Origin of the sequence: Bacillus sp. P14.5 (genome assembly GCF_003316765.1) — a bacterium.
Classification (GTDB): Bacteria; Bacillota; Bacilli; order Bacillales; family Bacillaceae_B; genus Rossellomorea.
The window spans coordinates 171,217-189,980 of record NZ_NIJF01000095.1 but is presented as its reverse complement, the minus strand read 5'-3'; the positions used below and the strand labels follow the sequence as shown (position 1 = coordinate 189,980).

At 42.7% G+C, this 18,764-nt stretch carries 15 protein-coding genes; all 15 read right to left on the bottom strand.

Annotated features, from left to right (window positions below):
- Positions 1 to 83: 83 nt before the first annotated feature.
- Positions 84 to 1,049 carry an ABC transporter permease gene (locus tag B9Z54_RS18970; RefSeq protein WP_113929953.1) on the bottom strand — a complete coding sequence of 322 codons (966 nt, stop codon included), beginning with the start codon at positions 1,047 to 1,049 and terminating at the stop codon, positions 84 to 86.
- Positions 1,050 to 2,093, bottom strand: coding sequence for an ABC transporter permease (locus B9Z54_RS18965; RefSeq protein ID WP_113929952.1), 1,044 nt, complete (start codon positions 2,091 to 2,093; stop codon positions 1,050 to 1,052). It abuts the gene before it with no gap.
- A complete protein-coding gene (locus B9Z54_RS18960) occupies positions 2,086 to 3,621 on the bottom strand; it encodes an ABC transporter ATP-binding protein (protein ID WP_113929951.1) in 1,536 nt (511 codons plus the stop codon). Before B9Z54_RS18960 ends, B9Z54_RS18965 begins: the two co-directional genes overlap by 8 nt.
- 200 nt (positions 3,622 to 3,821) lie before the next feature.
- A complete protein-coding gene (locus B9Z54_RS18955; protein WP_113929950.1) occupies positions 3,822 to 4,904 on the bottom strand; it encodes a BMP family lipoprotein in 1,083 nt (360 codons plus the stop codon).
- Between the two features lie 79 nt (positions 4,905 to 4,983).
- A complete protein-coding gene (locus B9Z54_RS18950) occupies positions 4,984 to 5,709 on the bottom strand; it encodes a GntR family transcriptional regulator (RefSeq protein WP_113929949.1) in 726 nt (241 codons plus the stop codon).
- Between the two features lie 634 nt (positions 5,710 to 6,343).
- Complete coding sequence (locus B9Z54_RS18945) at positions 6,344 to 8,692, bottom strand: FtsK/SpoIIIE family DNA translocase (protein ID WP_113929948.1); 2,349 nt, start codon at positions 8,690 to 8,692, stop codon at positions 6,344 to 6,346.
- Between the two features lie 235 nt (positions 8,693 to 8,927).
- Positions 8,928 to 9,134, bottom strand: coding sequence for a YlzJ-like family protein (locus tag B9Z54_RS18940; RefSeq protein WP_113929947.1), 207 nt, complete (start codon positions 9,132 to 9,134; stop codon positions 8,928 to 8,930).
- On the bottom strand, positions 9,131 to 9,880 hold the full coding sequence (locus B9Z54_RS18935; protein ID WP_397541223.1) for a ClpP family protease: 750 nt from the start codon (positions 9,878 to 9,880) through the stop codon (positions 9,131 to 9,133). The genes B9Z54_RS18940 and B9Z54_RS18935 overlap by 4 nt, the downstream gene beginning before the upstream one ends.
- Before the next feature lie 246 nt (positions 9,881 to 10,126).
- Complete coding sequence (locus B9Z54_RS18930) at positions 10,127 to 11,794, bottom strand: ribonuclease J (protein WP_113929946.1); 1,668 nt, start codon at positions 11,792 to 11,794, stop codon at positions 10,127 to 10,129.
- Between the two features lie 1,085 nt (positions 11,795 to 12,879).
- Entirely contained in the window at positions 12,880 to 13,749 is an 870-nt protein-coding gene (dapA, locus tag B9Z54_RS18925; protein WP_262370853.1) for a 4-hydroxy-tetrahydrodipicolinate synthase, read from the bottom strand.
- Positions 13,750 to 13,765: 16 nt separating this feature from the next.
- Positions 13,766 to 15,004, bottom strand: coding sequence for an aspartate kinase (gene dapG, locus B9Z54_RS18920; protein ID WP_113929945.1), 1,239 nt, complete (start codon positions 15,002 to 15,004; stop codon positions 13,766 to 13,768).
- Between the two features lie 102 nt (positions 15,005 to 15,106).
- A complete protein-coding gene (asd, locus tag B9Z54_RS18915; RefSeq protein WP_113929944.1) occupies positions 15,107 to 16,159 on the bottom strand; it encodes an aspartate-semialdehyde dehydrogenase in 1,053 nt (350 codons plus the stop codon).
- Positions 16,160 to 16,651: 492 nt separating this feature from the next.
- Positions 16,652 to 17,248 carry a dipicolinate synthase subunit B gene (gene dpaB / locus B9Z54_RS18910; RefSeq protein ID WP_113929943.1) on the bottom strand — a complete coding sequence of 199 codons (597 nt, stop codon included), beginning with the start codon at positions 17,246 to 17,248 and terminating at the stop codon, positions 16,652 to 16,654.
- Between the two features lie 5 nt (positions 17,249 to 17,253).
- Positions 17,254 to 18,147, bottom strand: coding sequence for a dipicolinic acid synthetase subunit A (dpaA, locus tag B9Z54_RS18905; protein WP_113929942.1), 894 nt, complete (start codon positions 18,145 to 18,147; stop codon positions 17,254 to 17,256).
- A gap of 336 nt (positions 18,148 to 18,483) precedes the next feature.
- Positions 18,484 to 18,732 carry a hypothetical protein gene (locus B9Z54_RS18900; RefSeq protein ID WP_113929941.1) on the bottom strand — a complete coding sequence of 83 codons (249 nt, stop codon included), beginning with the start codon at positions 18,730 to 18,732 and terminating at the stop codon, positions 18,484 to 18,486.
- Positions 18,733 to 18,764 lie beyond the last annotated feature (32 nt).

The following is an 18,764-nucleotide window of genomic DNA, read 5'->3' as shown; positions in this document are numbered from 1 at the left end:
GCATAGAGAACCACAGCCATATGTAAAACTAATAAAAAATGCGGAAAACATTTACGTTTTCCGCTTAAAGATACAAGGAAGGATTATCTGCTTCCTTTTATATATGGATTTCCAAGAGCTTTCGGTGCATCCGCACGTCCTATGAATCCTGCAAGAGCAAGGATGGTCAAGACGTAAGGTGCAATCTGCAAGTAAACACTTGGTACATTTTCAAATAATGGTATGCTTGATCCCACTATGCTTAAGCTCTGTGCAAATCCGAAGAAAAGTGCAGCGCCCATTGCACCGAGGGGATTCCATTTCCCAAAAATCATTGCAGCAAGTGCCATGAATCCTTGTCCGGTAATGGTGGAATGGCTGAAATCCAAAGAAATCGATTGAGCGTATACCGCTCCTCCAAGTCCTCCAAGAATCCCGGAGATAAAAACACCAATATAGCGCATCTTTGTAACATTGATTCCCATAGTATCCGCAGCCATAGGATGTTCTCCTACAGAGCGGAGCCTCAAGCCGAATGGTGTTTTATAAAGAATGTACCACACTACAAACGCAAGGATGATAGCGATATAAGCGGTATAGGTCATACGGCTGAAGAACAGGTTTCCAATGACAGGAATATCACTTAAAAATGGAATATCGATTTTCTTAAAGCTGTTCTCTGTACGGATGATATCTGTTTGTCCTTTATCATAAATGAGTTTTACAAGGAACAAACCAGCACCTAATGCAAGAAAGTTAATTGCAACACCGCTGACAACCTGATCCGCACGGAATGTGATGGAAGCAAGTGCGTGAAGCAGCGAAAGCAGTCCTCCGACAGCCATCGCAGCCAGCAGCGCTACCCAAGGAGTAGCTGCACCGAATGTTGATGCAAAGGTAAGGTTAAAAACGATGGCGGCGAAAGCACCGATGACCATCAGGCCTTCGAGACCGATATTGACTACTCCAGAGCGTTCAGAGAACACTCCACCCAATGCAGTGAAAATAAGCGGAGCTGCCACAACCAGAGTTGAAGAAATAATGATCTCCAAAATTGTCATAATACCCACTTATTTCACCCCCTTTTTCGAACGATTCAACAGCCATCTGATCATATAGCTGGAAGCCACAAAGAATATAATCAAGGCAATAACAATTTCAACAAGTTCATTTGGCACACCTGATTCAAGCGGCATATTCAAGGATCCTACCTTTAAACCACCGAAAAGTATAGCTGCCAATATAACACCCAAAGCTGCATTGCCTCCAAGCAAAGCAACCGCGATTCCATCAAAGCCAACGCCGGAAAAGCTGGAATGCAAGAATGCAAAACCGAAAGTTCCAAGCCCTTCCATGGCTCCTGCCAAACCAGCGAAAGCACCTGAGATGACCATAGAAAGAACGATGTTTTTGTTCACATTCATTCCGGCATACTGGGAAGCATGCTGGTTGAATCCAACTGAACGCAGCTCGTAGCCTGTTGTTGTTTTTTCCAGCAAGAACCACATCAGGATTGCAGCAGCAACAGCTAAATAGATTCCATTATGAAGAGTTGAATAGTCAGTCAGAGTTTCGAAAAAACCACTTTTTAATGAAGCTGACTCCGGAATGCTTCCGGTCGCATCTGATTCATCGGCAATGACATTTCTAATAAGATAATTAGTAGTATAAAGTGCAATGTAGTTCATCATAATCGTTACAATTACTTCATGAACGCGCCATTTAGCTTTCAGGATACCAGGAACAAGTCCCCATAAAGCCCCGGCTGCTGCAGCTGCAATTATAGATAAAGGGAGATGAATGATCTTAGGAAGATCGAAAGCAAGCCCTACCCATACGGAAGCTGTCCAGCCGACCAAAAGCTGTCCTTCCACTCCGATATTGAACAAACCTGTACGGAAAGCAAATGCTACCGCCAAGCCCGCGAGTATATAGGGAATAACCTGTCTCACCGTTTCCCCGACATAGAATCTGTCACCAAAAGCTCCGCTCCATAGTGCCGCATAGCCTTCTATAGGATTATATCCGGTGATAAGCATGATAATTGCACCAGCCAGCAGACCCAGAATGACAGAAATAACCGGGATTAATATATTTTGATACTTCCTAGACATTGACAGAGTCACCTTCTTTCTTGCGTTTGGAACCAGCCATCAACAGCCCCAACTCTTGTTCTGTTGTTTCTTTAGGGTCGACGATCGCCACGATCTCACCTTCATAAATTACAGCAATCCGGTCACTGACGTTTATAATTTCATCAAGTTCAAATGAAAGCAATAGAACTGCTTTATTGTTGTCGCGCTGTTCGATTAAGCGGCTGTGAATGAATTCGATTGCCCCAACATCCAGCCCGCGCGTAGGCTGTGCAGCAATTAAAAGATCAGGATCTCTGTCGATTTCACGCCCGATAATTGCCTTTTGCTGATTTCCGCCAGATAAAGATCTTGCAAGTGTATATTCACTAGGTGTGCGGACGTCATATTCACCAATTAATGAAGCAGCTTTTTTGTAAACCTGCTTAAAATTCATTACCCCTGATTTGGAGTAAGGTTTTTGGTAATAGGTTTGCAGCACCATGTTTTCACCAATTGGAAAATCAAGAACAAGACCATGTTTATGGCGGTCCTGTGGAATATGGGCAAGACCCGACTCCGTAATTTTACGGGGCTTATGATTTTGTATTTCTTTTCCGTTCAGTTTTATAGAGCCGCTTGCCGTTTTATGCAGTCCTGCAATTGCTTCAATAAGCTCTGTCTGGCCATTTCCGTCCACACCGGCAATCCCTACAATTTCCCCTGCTCTCACAGTAAGGTTCAGCCCTCTTACTGCCTCAACTCCCCGAGAATCTTTTACTCTGAGGTTTTCTATTTCTAAAACAGGCTCATTCGGAGCGGCAGGGCTTTTCTCGGTTTTAAAGGTAACTTCCCTGCCAACCATCAGGCTTGCAAGTTCATTTACATCTGTTTCTTCCACAGTCACTGTGCCGATTCCCTGACCTTTTCTGATGACGGTGCACCGATCACAAACTTCCATGATTTCTTTCAGTTTGTGAGTTATGAGGATGATGGATTTACCTTCTTTTATTAGTGTTTTCATTATTACTATAAGCTCTTTGATTTCCTGTGGCGTCAATACGGCTGTCGGTTCATCAAATATCAGGATTTCTGCTCCGCGGTATAATGTCTTCAGTATCTCGACGCGCTGCTGCATCCCAACGGAAATATCAGATATCTTAGCTTGAGGATCTACCGCAAGTCCGTAACGATCTGAAATCTCCCGCACTTCCTGTTCTGCCTTTTTAATATCGATTTTACCGCCTGATTTAGGTTCCTTGCCCAGGATTATATTTTCTGTAACCGTAAAGGTATCCACAAGCATAAAATGCTGATGGACCATACCGATCCCCAGATTATTGGCAATATTGGGATTGGTAATTTTGACACTTTTTCCATTGACTCTGATTTCACCCTTTTCAGGTTGATAGAGACCAAAAAGAACGTTCATTAGTGTAGATTTTCCGGCACCATTTTCCCCCAGGAGCGCATGGATTTCGCCCGGCTTTAATTGAAGGGTTATATCATCGTTAGCCACGATACCAGGAAATTCTTTGCGAATATTCAACATTTCAATAACATATTCCACCCAGATTCACTCCTTGCTATAAATAGAGTCTTTCATTAAAGTATGAAGTCAGACTTTTAAACAGTTTGAATTTAGGAATTAAGTCCCCTGAAAAACCCCTAAATAAAAAGCAGAATCAAAAATTCTACTTTTTATTTAAACTTTTTCATTAATTGGCGGGAAATGAGCCTTTGCTCTTTCCCCGCCAATATGGCAATCAATTATTCTGGTTTAGTTGGAACTTCAACTTCACCATTTACGATTTTTTCTTTCCACTCATCGACTGCAGTTAACACTTCTTCAGACAAGTTATCTTGTGTCGGAGCAATTCCTACACCATCGTCTTCCAAGCCGTACTCGACAGTTTCACCGCCAGGGAATTCTCCGTCCATAGCTCTTTCAGCAATATCAATAACCGCAGTATCTACACGCTTGACCATTGAAGTCAAAGTAATGTTCATTTCTTCACCATCAACAGTAACCGAACCTTCAGCAGCCTGGTCACGGTCTACTCCGATTACCCATAGCTCTGAATCAGGATCTTGTTGTTTACGGTTTTTCGCTTCTGTAAATACTCCATTACCAGTTCCGCCTGCAGCATGGTAAATGATGTCACTTCCAGATTGATACATTGAAGCTGCCATAGATTGACCTTTATCCGCTTTATCAAAAGCACCAGCAAATTGAATGTCAACTTCTGCTTCAGGGTTTACTGCTTTAACACCCGCTTGGAATCCGGCAGCAAACTTGTTGATCAAGTCAGAATCAGTTCCGCCGATGAAACCTACTTTGTTTGATTTAGTAGTAAGACCTGCTACCACTCCAACAAGGAAAGATCCTTCATGTTCCTTGAAAGTTACGCTGGCAACATTATCGACTCCTTCGATAACTTCATCAACAATAACAAAATTGCTCTCTTCACGTTGTTTAGCCACTTCTTCGATAGCAGGCTTTAATTTATAGCCGATACCGTAGATAAGGTCAAAGTTGTTTCGCACGGCTGTATTTAAGTTTGTTTTATAGTCAGCATCAGATTTTGATGAAATGTAATCATAACCATCTGTACCTTCTTCCAGTCCATTATCCTGGCCAAATGCCTCAAGGCCTTCCCAAGCAGATTGGTTGAAAGATTTATCATCCACGCCGCCCACGTCAGTAACCATTGCTGTCGTGAAAACATCTCCTTCACCATTATTTGCTGGTGCTACGTCTTCACCGTCATTACCATTATTTCCGCATGCCCCAAGAAATGTACCTGCTGCAAGAACCATGGAAAGCGCTATACCAAATTTACGTTTTTTCACCTTGGTTACCCCCTGTAATTATATTGATGTTGTTGATATTGCTGATGTAGTAAGAAGAATACTGGATTTACAGAATTGCTCATACCCGCTTTCTTAACACTTGGAAACTGAACTTGTCCGAACGGAAATAATTGACTGAATAAAGAATCGGATGATCATTCTCATCAAAATGCATTTGCTTAAGAACAAGCAAAGCAGATTCCGGTTCGCAATTGAGTATAGGGGAAATTCTTTCATGATATCCCACCGGTTCGATTTGCGTAACAGCATACGTGATCCTTTTGTTCTCTTCCTGTTCAAGAACTTGAAAGAGAGAGTTGACATCAGTTGTGAACTTGCGCGGATACACACTGGATGGCATTTTGTCCACACAGTATACAACCGGTTCCCCGTTTGCTGTCCGTACACGTTCGACCATGACGAGTTCCTCTTCTTCTTCCAGTGAAAATCGACGGATATCTTCATCTGTCGCGCCTTGGAAGCTTGAGCTTAAGAAAATGGTCCCAGGTTCCATACCTGCATGCTTTATCATGTTCGTGACACTATTCAACTGCTCTATCCCCGAAGTGAAGAGCGGCTTAGCGTTTACAAAAGTTCCAACCCCGTGCCTGCGGATAATGACATTTTCTTCTTCAAGAATGCGTAAAGCTTCTCTCAGAGTCGCCCTGCTGACCCCAAGCTGTTTCGCAAGATCGAATTCAGAAGGCAGCTTTTCTTTCTCTTTATACTGACCATCTTCGATGTCTTTTTTTAGACGATCGATCACCTGTAAGTACAAATGCCTATTATCTGCTTTTATTGTCATCCAAGAACCACCACCATTTCTTCCCAAGCACATACTTTGATGTATATCTTTCCTACTAATCCAAAATACTATATCATTTTTAAAAAATAAATAAATAGATTATTAGATTTTTGTCGAAAAAACCAGAAAATCAAAAAATTCAAAATTTTCACTTCCGGTGAAAGGGCTGTCTTTTGGCTGATAATTCCTTTTCTGTATACTTCTCTTAAGAAGAAAGCTTAATGTAAACGCTTTTAAAAGTATAACACATTTATACTAGAGAAGGCTAGAGGTCTGACCTTTTAAAGTAGTAATTATTTCTTTACAACTAATAAATCGCTTTCATTAATTCAAGAATTTGAATGAGTTACCCTATTTAATTAAGGTGATTCTCCTGGGTTTAACTACATAGTGACTTATTATATTGTTACTTTGGAAAAATCCCAAGAGACTTATTTTTCCTCGGAGACAAAGATTTTCTCTCTTAACGGAGGGAGAAGCTCTTTTCTTTCTTGCTTAACAGGGTGATTCCGGTGAATTATCGCCTTAGCTTACGAGAATTATATTTAATAGCAACAAAGTTAACGAAAAGAGCCTTTATTAAATATTACATACAAAAAAACTGCCCGGGATGACCCAGGCAGTCAGAGCTATATTATGACGTATGTTCCTCTGAAGGCTTGCCGATGAGTACCGTCCTAGGTTTGCTTCCCTCATAGGGACCGACCACCCCTCGCTCTTCCATTCCATCTATTAATCTGGCTGCACGGGTATAGCCAATCCTAAATCTCCTCTGAAGCATGGAAACAGAGGCTGTCTGCATTTCTGCTATCAACTGAACCGCTTCGTCATATAGATCATCCTCTATTGAAGCGGAGCTGCTTCCCTCCGGCACTTCATCAGGGATCATTTCCTCTTGATATTGAGCTCTCTGCTGGCCGATTACATAATCGACAATCTCTTCAACTTCTTCATCTGATAAAAATGCACCCTGCACCCTTGTTGGTTTAGATGCGCCAACTGGCGTGAACAGCATGTCACCGCGGCCAAGCAGTTTCTCTGCCCCTCCGGTATCCAGGATGGTACGTGAATCCGTCTGGGAAGAAACAGCAAATGCAATCCTCGATGGGATATTCGCTTTAATGACTCCCGTAATGACATCGACAGAAGGGCGTTGTGTGGCAATAATCAGATGGATCCCTGCGGCACGGGCCATTTGTGCAAGCCTCGTGATTGCATCCTCCACATCACTCGAAGCAACCATCATTAAGTCGGCCAGCTCATCGACAATGACCACAATGTAAGGGAGTTCAGGCTGTTTTTCTTCATTTTCTTTGTTATGTCTCTTGATATGCTCGTTGTACCCTTCAATATTTCTTGTACCAGTATGGGAGAATAGTTCATACCTTCTCTCCATTTCACTGACAACTTTCTTTAATGCCTGTGAAGCTTTCTTGGCATCAGTTACAACCGGTGCAAGCAAATGAGGAACACCGTTATATACATTGAGCTCGACCATTTTGGGATCGATCATCATCAATTTAACTTCATGGGGTTTCGCCCGCATCAGGATGCTCGTGATGATGCCATTGATACATACACTTTTTCCGCTTCCCGTTGCACCGGCAACAAGAAGATGGGGCATTTTGTTGAGCTCGGCCAATACAGCTTCACCTGTTATGTCTCTGCCAAGCCCTATCAACAATTTCGAATTAGGCTTATCATTGGATTTGGACTCCAGCACTTCTCTCAAGGACACCATTGCGACTTCAGAATTAGGCACTTCAATTCCGATTGCGGATTTTCCCGGGATTGGTGCTTCAATTCTGATATCCTTCGCTGCCAAAGCCAGAGCAAGGTCGTCACTTAGATTGACGATTTTACTCACCTTGACCCCTGTGTCAGGGTGCACCTCATACTTTGTGACAGCTGGTCCAAGATGAACCTGTGTTACCTTTGCTTTCACACCAAAGCTTTGGAACGTTCTTTCAAGCTTCGCTGCATTGGCATGGATCATCTGGTATTCATTGCTTTGGTCCGTCTGGATCGGTCTAGTTAAAAGGGAGATTGGCGGCAGTTTATAATCTTTATTTTCCACTTCTGTAAATGTAATCGGCGGGGCGTCATCAACAGCTGAAGAGGAAGAGTCATCCTGATTGGCCGGCTGCTGGGTTGGAACTGCCTGCTCATCCTCATCAGTTAAAGCAGAATTCGTTTCGGCTGGATAGGCCCTTTCGTTGAAACTTGATATAATTGGCTCTACCTTCAATTCATCTGAAACCTCTTCTGCAGGTTCAGCCTCTGATTTCGACTTCACCTTCTCCGTCTTCCTCTGCTGCTTCTCTTCCTTTTTCTCAATTCTTTCTACTTTCCAATCTCTTATATCTTCCCTGAAAGCCTGCCATTGGTTTCCAAAAAATTCAGTTGTCGTATCTCCCATTTTGCCCAGGGCGGATCCGAATGACTTTCCGGTGATCAAAACAATCCCGATTGCAATCAAAGCCATGCACAGGATTTTTGTACCAGCAGATTCAAAAAGGAAGAAAGACACAGCATATAAGACTGCTCCAATCATCCCGCCCCCTATATCAGAGGTGCTCGCTTCACCGCGCACTTCCATCCAGTACAGCTCCCACGTATTTGCAATCACACTCGGATTCTGAAAGGCACCATCATTTGAAAGCAGTTCAAAGAGCTTAACATGACTTAAAAGCAAGGTGCTTAATAAAATTATGTATATGCCGGCAAGTCTTCTAGTAAAAAAGGCTGGCATCTCCCTCTTCACCATCAAATATCCCGCCATGACCAATAGAGCGATGAAAGCAGCCATATACCACTCGCCCATAAAAAATCTAAAAAAATGGACAAGTGCTTTACCAACAGCACCTAATTGTATAATGGCAATTAAACTGAGGGCTATCATCAGCATGCCAATCAGTTCATATTTAATAGTCTGTTTAATGTTGGACGATTTCTTTCTGCTTCTTCTTTTTCTTTTCGCCAAAGTTCTTTCACCTAAATTCTTATTAGTATGCTTATAATCCGGGACATTCCAATTTCCAGGACGCTTGATGACAACATCTTATAGATGAAGAAAGGGCTGGCATTTCCAGCTTCAGCCGCAAGCAGGAAATACCAGTCCCGTATATTTGAGAAAGCCTGTTAGAAACATGTTATTTACTTCCGCTTTCTCCATTTATTATATCATATACTCCCCTTGGCGAAAAACAATGGTACGATTACATTTGCAGATACTGCCCAGGGCAGATTTGATCATTTAAATAGTGATCCGGATTGCTGCTCATGACCCTGACCACTCTGTATTGCTGCTCTGATTGCTCAACAAGCAGAGGAATACCCTGCCATTCAATCACCATCTGCTGTGAGTAGGCACTTTCTTCAGCCGGAAAGATCATTTCCTGAGGGACTGTCGTGTAAAGGATCATTGCAGCATCCCTTCTTCTTTACTTCCGACTTTAAGAGAAATGAGCTCGTTTAATTTCTTGATTGCTTCTCCTACTCCGCCTACACCGTCAATCAATCCATACTTCACTGCATCTTCACCCACCACATTCGTACCGATGTCCCTCGTCAGATTACCCTTTGCAAACATGAGCTCTTTGAAATCTTCTTCAGTAACTTTTGAATGTCTTGTAACAAAGTTGACGACACGATCCTGCATTTTATCCAGATATTCAAAAGTCTGTGGAACACCTATGACCAGGCCAGTCAGTCTGACAGGATGGATAGTCATTGTCGCTGTACCTGCGATGAAAGAGTAATCACATGATACTGCGATAGGTACACCTATGGAATGGCCGCCTCCCAATACGATTGAGACTGTTGGCTTAGATAAGGAGGCCAGCATTTCAGAAATAGCCAGGCCTGCCTCTACGTCTCCTCCTACTGTATTGAGTACGATCAAAAGCCCTTCAATTTTCGGGTTTTGTTCTATTGCCACCAGTTGAGGAATGACATGCTCATACTTGGTTGTTTTATTCTGCGGTGGAAGCTGCATATGCCCTTCAATCTGTCCAACAATCGTTAAGCAATGGATGTTTGAATCGCTCGAAAGCTGAGGGACATTGGTTTGCCCGAGCTGCTGAATTTTTTCCATTAAGCCAGTTGGTTTTCCCTCTTTTTCTTTTTCCTCATTCTTATCTGCCTGATTTTGATTCATATGAAAATTCATTCCTTAGACACTCCTTCTTCAGCCATAATAGGAATAGTATTTTCCTGTATTTGTGTTTCAATTCATAATCAGCTTGGAAGGTGACATTAATGGTTTTTAAAAATGTTGAAGTCTGCGGAATCTGAATGCGAGTCCGCTAAGAAAACGCTATGGGAGACTGGCTCTAATAATGCGTTAAAGCCATAAAATACTTATATCAACGGAAAGAGCCGTCCACTCTCGCGGCCGGCTCTTTCTGCTTCAATATTATACTTCCATGATGATGGGCAGGATCATTGGTCTTCTTCTTGTTTTGCCAAAAAGAAGATGATTCAGTTGATCGCGTATATCCTGCTTGATATTGGACCATTCAAATGTTCCTTTAGCAAGATAACCCTCAACGATTTTCTTTACAAGCTGTGTCGACTCTTCCATTAATTTTTCCGACTCGCGGACGTATACGAATCCACGCGAGATAATTTCAGGCCCGGTTACCAGGATTTTTCCTTTTCGGCTCAAGGTCACTACAACAATGAAGATACCATCCTGCGAAAGGAGTTTTCGGTCACGAAGAACAATATTACCGACATCTCCCACACCGATGCCGTCAATGAGGACATTTCCTGCCGGCACTCTTCCGCTCATTTTCATTTTTCCATCTTTGTATTGTGCTACATCCCCTTTATCAAGGATGAACACTCTATTATGGGAAATACCGACTGAATTGGCAACCTTGGCATGCGCTATCAGCATTCTGTATTCCCCTTGAATTGGGATGAAATATTTAGGTTTCATCAAATTCAGCATCATCTTTAAATCTTCCTGGCTTCCATGCCCTGAAACATGGACTTTTTTATTCGCTGTCAGGACATTGGCACCAGACCGGTAAAGCATGTCTACAGTTTTAGACATTGTCAGTTCCATTCCATGGGAAGGCGTCGCAGTAATTAAGACAGTATCGCCATCCTGGATGTTCAGAAGCTTATGCGTCTGCTTGGACATTTTCTGAAGTGCTTCAAATGGCTCTCCCTGATCTCCAGTAGCAATAATGATCACTTCATCATCATTGTATTTCGAAATATCCTGAATCGGTATGATAACATCTTCTTTGATTTGCAGATATCCCATATTCAATGCGATTTCATATACTCTTTCAAGACTTTTTCCAACTACCGCAACTTTTCGGTTGTTCTTATAAGCCGCATCAAAAACCTGCTGTATTCTGATCAAGTTTGATGCAAAGCAAGCGACGATAATTCTGTTTTTAGCCGAATGGAAAGCTGAATTCAGCTGATTGGCAATTACTTCTTCAGAAGTTGTATAGCCAGGTCTTTCTGCTTCAGTACTGTCAGAAAGCAGGCATAACACTCCATTATCACCGATTTTTGCCATTTTGCCCATGTCAGGGCGGTACAATCCTCTGGCTGCCTGGTCAAATTTGAATTCACCCGTATGTACTATAGAGCCTTCCGATGTGTTGATCGACACTCCTACAGAATCTGGAATGCTGTGTGTTGTCCTGAAGAACGTAACATCCACACCGTCAAAGAACAACTTGCTGTCTGAATGGACATTAAAGAATTTGATATCCGCATTAAATTCTTCATCTTTTAATCTCGCCTTTACAAGTGCATTAGTGAGTTTTGTTCCGTAAACAGGTGCTTTGATTTTTCTCAGAACATAGGTGATGGCGCCAATCGCGTCTTCATGCCCATGGGTAAGGAATATCCCTTTAACCCGCTCTTTATTCTCCACGAGATACTGAATATCCGGTATGACCATATCAATCCCGAACATTTCGTCTTCAGGGAACATCAACCCTGCATCGATGACAAAAATCTCTTCGTCCACTTCGATCACATACATGTTCTTTCCTATTTCCCCTACTCCACCAAGGGGAATGATCTTAATACTTTCATTCTTTTTCTTGCTCAATGTCGTTTTCCTCCTATGCTGTGATTCCCGATCATTAATCAGTTAGATACATTATACTTTATCCGAATTTATCTTTACAACGAAAATCAACTTAATCGGTCAATAAATTCAAAATATTATGGTATTCCGGCAGTTTTCTAACGTTTAATATTAATTCGCTGCCTCTCTGTATTTATCCTTCCTGCGTTATTTATACACTTTTCAGCAAAAAATGGCGCAGCTTTTAAAAATGAGTTGTTCCCGCGCTAATTTAATTAGCATATATTCAATTTAAATCTTGACTGCTTTCAAATACAAGGCAGCTAAGGAAGCACCACATACTTGAAGCACGGACTCTTCACTAAATCAAAGAGGCTGGGACAAAACCTTATTAAAAGCTCTTTTCAAAAGAATGTGTCTGAGTATAAAGAAAGGATTTCCGCTCCAGGTGCACGACTCCGCTCCAATCCGCCTACGATCAGGAACTGGCGGATAACCTAATCTAAAAAATAACAAGAGCCTAATAACAAAAATGAACCGCATGAGATCAAGTATATAACCTTGATCTCATGCGGTTTTATTTTCGATGATTTCTACTTGCATCAATTAGTTTTCTACTTTTGTCCCAGCCTCTTGCTCTGCGGTTTGAAGCCTCTCTTACCGGCCTCTGCCTAAAAGGCCCACTGAATGATCTTATCAGCAATTTATCCCAAATGAAAAATTTCAAGAAATAAGGGGAGAAATTCCGCTTATATTAAAAATTGCGCCAGAAACAGCTAAATTAAGCGGAGAAATTCCGTTTATTTGCTATAAAAATGTGATAACTGGTCCATTTAGCTGTGCTTAAGCGGAATAATTCCGCTTATTTACCCCATATCAAATGCAATTTCGCAGCATACCCGGAAAAATTCCGCTTATTTTAAATCATTCATGTCCTTCACAAGTAAACCTGCTTGAATGGAAAGAAGTGTTAGGAAAACCTGCATCTCCCCTCATGAAGGGAGATGCTCTATACCTCGCTGGAACCCCCGGCATATCCAGGGTTTTCAGGACCCTGAATTAAAAAAGCAGCCATAAATGTGCGGCTGCTTTCCTTGCATCTACTCTTATTTCATTTCAAGCAATCTGGAGAGACTTGTTCTTTCTTCTTCCGTTAAAGGGATGAGTGGAAGTCTTACGGAGCCGACATCCATTCCTTTTAATTGAAGTGCAGTCTTAACCGGTGTCGGGCTTGGAGCCGCAAATAACCCATTCATTACCGGCAGTAATCTGCCATGCAATTTAGAGGCTTCACGAATACTGCCTTCCAGAAAAGTCTTAATCATTTCCTGCATCTCATTTCCGAGCACATGGGAGGCTACGGAAACAATTCCAGTTCCACCTATAGACAGGATAGGAAGTGTCAATCCATCATCTCCACTGTATAAAAGAAACTCTTCAGGAGTATTGGCGATGATTTCGGTCATTGCATCCAGATCGCCGCTTGCATCTTTAACAGCGGTGATATTGCTTATTTCAGACAGCCTGATAACCGTCTCCGGTGAAATTTTAGCAACTGCCCGGCCTGGGACATTATACAGCATGACTGGAAGCTCAGTTGTCCCGGCTATTGTCTTGAAGTGCTGGTACATGCCTTCCTGGCTTGGTTTATTGTAATAAGGTGCTACTACCATGATGGCATCGATACCTGTCTCGACTGCTTTTTTTGTAAACTCTACAGAAGCATAAGTATTGTTGCTTCCTGTTCCTGCAATGACAGGGACCCTCCCATTCACTGCTTTCACCACATGGCGGAAAAGCGCAAGTTTCTCCTCTTGAGATAATGTAGGAGACTCTCCGGTGGTCCCTCCCACAACCAAAGAATCGCTTCCATTTTCAATCAGATAGTTTACAAGTAACGTTGTTTTTTGAAAATCAATGTTTCCCTTGTTGTCAAATGGTGTAACCATTGCTGTAGATACACGGCCAAAATGCACTGTTCTCAACTCCTTATCATTCTTCTATACTTAGTTTACCCTCTTCTGCCTCTAATTGAAAAGAGTCATGAAGAGCATTGACTGCTGTTATAAGATCTTTTTCTTTTATTAATACCCAGATGGTCGTATGGCTGTCTGCAGATTGAAGGATGCGGATGTTATTCTCCGAAAGAGCTGTAACAATAGCAGCGGTAACACCCGGAACCCCCTTCATCCCTGCTCCAACAACTGACACTTTTGCACATTCTGTTTCGATCAAGGGTTCATGCCCCAGGTTCTTTAAGACACGGTGTGCTCTGGAGGTCAGTTGGGATGGAACAGTGTAAACGACTCCTTGCGGCGATATGTTGATAAAGTCGACCGATATATCTTCGTTAGCCATCGCCTTGAATACCTCTGACTGGAGATTATATTGCTCTTTCTTTGCAAAAACTTTTATCTGCGAAAGCCCCCCGACGTGTGCTATCCCGGTAATCGTCCCGTTTTCAAGCCCTCTTTCTCTTTTCTTCTCCAACGAAGTCACCAATGTTCCAAGATTCTCTGAATAGGTGGAACGGATTCTGAGAGGAATTCTTGCATCCATGGCAATTTCCACTGCGCGGGGATGAATTACCTTTGCTCCTTGGTTTGCCAGGTTGCATACCTCGTTGTATGAAATAATGGAAAGCGGTCTGGCTTTATCTGTTACTCTTGGGTCAGCGGTCATAATTCCCTCAACATCTGTAAAAATATCCACCCATTCCGCCTTCAAGGCAGCGCCCAGAGCGGCAGCCGACGTATCGCTTCCGCCCCTCCCGATTGTCGTAACGTCCCCATTGGAGGAGACACCTTGAAAACCAGCCACTACCACTGCTTGGTTTTCTGTTAGTTCAGCGATCAGCCTGTCACATTTCATATCCGTGATTTTGGCATTGGTATGGTCACTGTTTGTGAGGAAGCCGGCTTGAGCCCCTGTTAAAGCAGAGGCTTTGATTCCCATCTCCAAAAGCAGGTTTGTAAATACGATTGTCGAGATTGTCTCTCCGCACGAAAGGAGGATATCTTGTTCGCGGTTACTGACTTTCGTTTCCTTGCCATTAATCAAAGAGAGCAATGTATCCGTGGAATAAGGCTCCCCTTTTCTTCCCATGGCAGAAACCACCACTACAACCTTAAATCCTTCTTCTATGGCTTTGGCTACATGACGGGCAGCCTTTGTGCGCCCTTTTTCATCACGGACAGATGTTCCTCCATATTTTTGTACAGTTATTTTCATCTCTACACCCCAATGTTTTCAAAATAAAAACAGGAGGCCATGCTGCGGCGATTTCATGGTAGAATACTGTATTCAATAATGGATGAACCTCATAAGATTTTGTTATTTCTTTTTAATTAAATCCAGTTTGATCAGGCTCTCGGCTATCTGAACTGAGTTCCAGGCTGCACCCTTCAGCAGGTTATCTGATACTACCCACATATGGAAGCCTCGGCTGTCATCCAGATCTCTCCTGATTCTTCCTACAAAAATATCATTGCTGCCGACCGCGTTTGCCGGCATTGGATAAAGCTGCTCTTCAGGTGAATCCTGCAGAACGAGACCGGGGGCGTTCTCCATAAGTGACTGAATATCTTGAACAGTGACATTTTCATCTTTGATTTCAAAGTATACACTTTCAGAATGTCCTGTGACTATCGGTAGTCTCACACATGTCGCTGCCACCTTCAACTCAGGCATTGACATGATTTTCTTAGTCTCATTAATCATTTTCATTTCTTCAAATGTATAGCCATTCTCTTCAAAATTATCAATCTGCGGAATGGCATTAAAAGCAATCTGGTGATGTTTCTTACCGCTTTTAACCGGAAGGACTTCCGCTTTAGGCTCTTCTTGATTTAAAATCGCTTGAGACTGCTCATGCAGTTCATCTATTGCAGCTGCTCCTGCTCCCGAAACAGCTTGATAAGTAGATACAATCACTTTTTCCAAGCCGAATTTTTTTCTTACAGGTTCTAACGCCGCAACCATTTGAATTGTAGAACAGTTGGGATTAGCTATAATTCCATTATGATTCCTGATTTCTTCTTCATTTACCTCAGGTACTACCAGTGGGACATCAGGGTCCATTCTGAACGCACTTGTATTATCGATACAAACAGCGCCTCGTTTTGCCGCTTCAGGAGCTAATTCCTTTGAAACGCTTCCTCCTGCGCTGAACAAAGCGATATCCACATCATCAAATATTTCCGGCCTTGCTTCTTGTACGATAAGTTCAGTTCCTTTATAAGTAACTTTCTTGCCCGCAGAACGAGCAGAAGATAGCAGAGTCAGCTTTTCAATTGGGAAATTCCTGCTCTCGAGTGTTTTAATCATTTGCTGTCCGACTGCACCTGTCGCACCGACAACCGCTACATGAAATCCATTTGAATTCATTCCTTATACTCCTCTCAGGCGATAACATCCTAAACTTTCACTTTTTTCATACACATTCTGTGTACATGAATGTGCATCGTCGAAAACATAATGGCCAGGGTTCTGAAATAAGGAAGTCAATCCTCCCAGTGAGATATTCCCTCTGCCCGACTTGCACTTCTATAAGGCAGCCCATTGCCAAATAACTGAACGATATTTATGAAAAAAACTTTAGAAAGCTATGTTTATTTTATATTCGGTAAAATTAACATTTTAATCGTTTACCGTGATAAAGAATATTTTAACATAAACAATAATCGGACAATATTATTTTTTATTGAATGGAGCTGGAAATATATCGGTTAAGCTTTATTTTTGAGATTATGCCTGCTTATGTTTTCTGGGCTCACCCTATCTCTATTCACCTATTTCTTGACAAGCCAAAACCGCCCCCTGATTGGAGCGGCATCAACTCACGTTTCAACAGAACTTTCTGTTATCTGAGAACAATGATTAGTTATCCTGGTATTTTTCTACCACAACCGGCTGAAGCTGTTTTCCTTCAAGAGCAGCTTCCACCGTTTCCACTAAATGGCTCATCCTGGCCACCATTGATTTAGGCTTCTTTTCCGGGTCATCCTGGCCGAATGGAATAAAGTAAATATCCTTGGCTGAAATCAGTCTCATCAAGTTGACACCATTCAGCCCCAGCGCATCATTAGTGGATATACCGACAACAACCGGACGGTGATTCCTTAATGTTGCTTTCGCAGCCATGAGAACCGGGGAGTCGGTCATGGCATTAGCAAACTTGCTCATTGAATTTCCGGTTAATGGAGCAATGACCATGCAGTCAAGCGGCAGCTTAGGACCAAGAGGCTCAGCTTTCACGATGGTATCGACTACCTTATTTCCTGTCACCTCTTCAATTCTCTGGATCCAGTCTTCGCCATCTCCAAATCTTGTAACCGTGTTTTTAACTGTAGAAGTAACGACCGGGATGACATCGGCTCCTTCGTTCACCAATCTTTCAATCTCTGGGAATACAGCGTCATAGGTACAATGTGAGCCAGTCAAGCCAAAGCCGATACGTTTTCCTTTTACACTCATTTCAACTACTCCTTTCTTGATGTTGAGTCTTGAAGCAAGAGCTGTGATAAAACGTTGGCCAGAATCTGTCCGGCTGACTTAGGAGCCACAATGCCCGGCAGGCCCGGAGCAAGCAGGGCTTTCACTCCACGTTTTTCTGCATAACGAAAGTCGGTTCCTCCTGGTTTCGATGCAAGATCGATAATCAAGGTGTGAGCCGGCATCTTTGCAATGACTCCAGCCGTCACCACTTGTGCGGGAATGGTATTAATAAGCATGTCACAATCCCTGACTTCCTTTTCCAGGTCATCCATATGAAACGGAGACAGCCCCATTTCAGAGATACGTGCTAAATGTTCGCTCTTCCTGGCCCCTACCTTCACCCTGGCTCCTAAATGGTGGAATGTCCGGGCAACACTCATTCCCACACGTCCAAGACCGAGAACAATTAAATTGGAGCCGTGAATGGTAAAGTCCGTATGCTGGATAGCCATCATGATCGTTCCTTCCACAGTTGGGATAGAATTATAGATGGCCACATCATCCCTCTCAAACAGCTGTATCAGCTCTCTCCCGGAAGAAGAAGTAATATCGCTTAGGTACTTATTCGAAATTCCTGAATAGATTTTGCAGTGGGAAGGGGTCTCTTTCAAAACTTCTTCCGTAAGTTTTATCTTTTCATTAGAAAAAATCGTTTCGATTTCTCCCTCCAGATTCGTTCCGGGTACCGGGAGGATGATCGCGTCGACCGTATTGAATTCGACTTCATCTATCTTTTCTTTAACCGCACCTGTAAAAGCATGGTCCAATTGCTCAAATCCTATCAAGGATATTTTCGCATCGAGCTCTGTAAGCTTACGAATAATCTCGAGTTGACGAGCATCTCCGCCTAAGACTGCGATCTGCATTCCAGTCAACATCAATGCTTTCACCTTCTTTTTACGTAATCGCGTTGCCACCTGCAAAGGTTTATCACTTCAACATTGTATGAAGGGGAAAGGGAATGGGTGAGTGGCGCATGAAAAAAACCATATTCTTAGGGTAATCAGGGCTCTTTTGAAAGAGTGAACCTTAGTTCGGATAATAAATTTATGGTTGTTGAGTTTCAATAATTGTTGCTCAAAAACTGCTCACTCGTGTATCCACCTCTCTCTTCTGAGGACATGAGTTGCCTAAAAACCGCTCACTCATGTATCCGCCTCTCTCTTCTGAGGACATGAGCTGCCTGAAAACCGCCCACTCGTGTATCCACTCCATTATTTTGAGTACACGAGTTGCTTTATTAACGTCCACTCGTGTATCCACTGCTCTCTTCTGAGGTCATGAGCTGCCTGAAAATCGTTCACTCGTGTATCCACCGCTCTCTTCTGAGGACATGAGTTGCCTGAAAACCGTTCACTCGTGTATCCACTGCTCTCTTCTGAGGACATGAGTTGCCTGAAAACCGTCCACTCGTGTATCCACCGCTCTCTTCTGAGGACATGAGCTGCCTGAAAACCGCTCACTCGTGTATCCACCTCTCTCTTCTGAGGACACG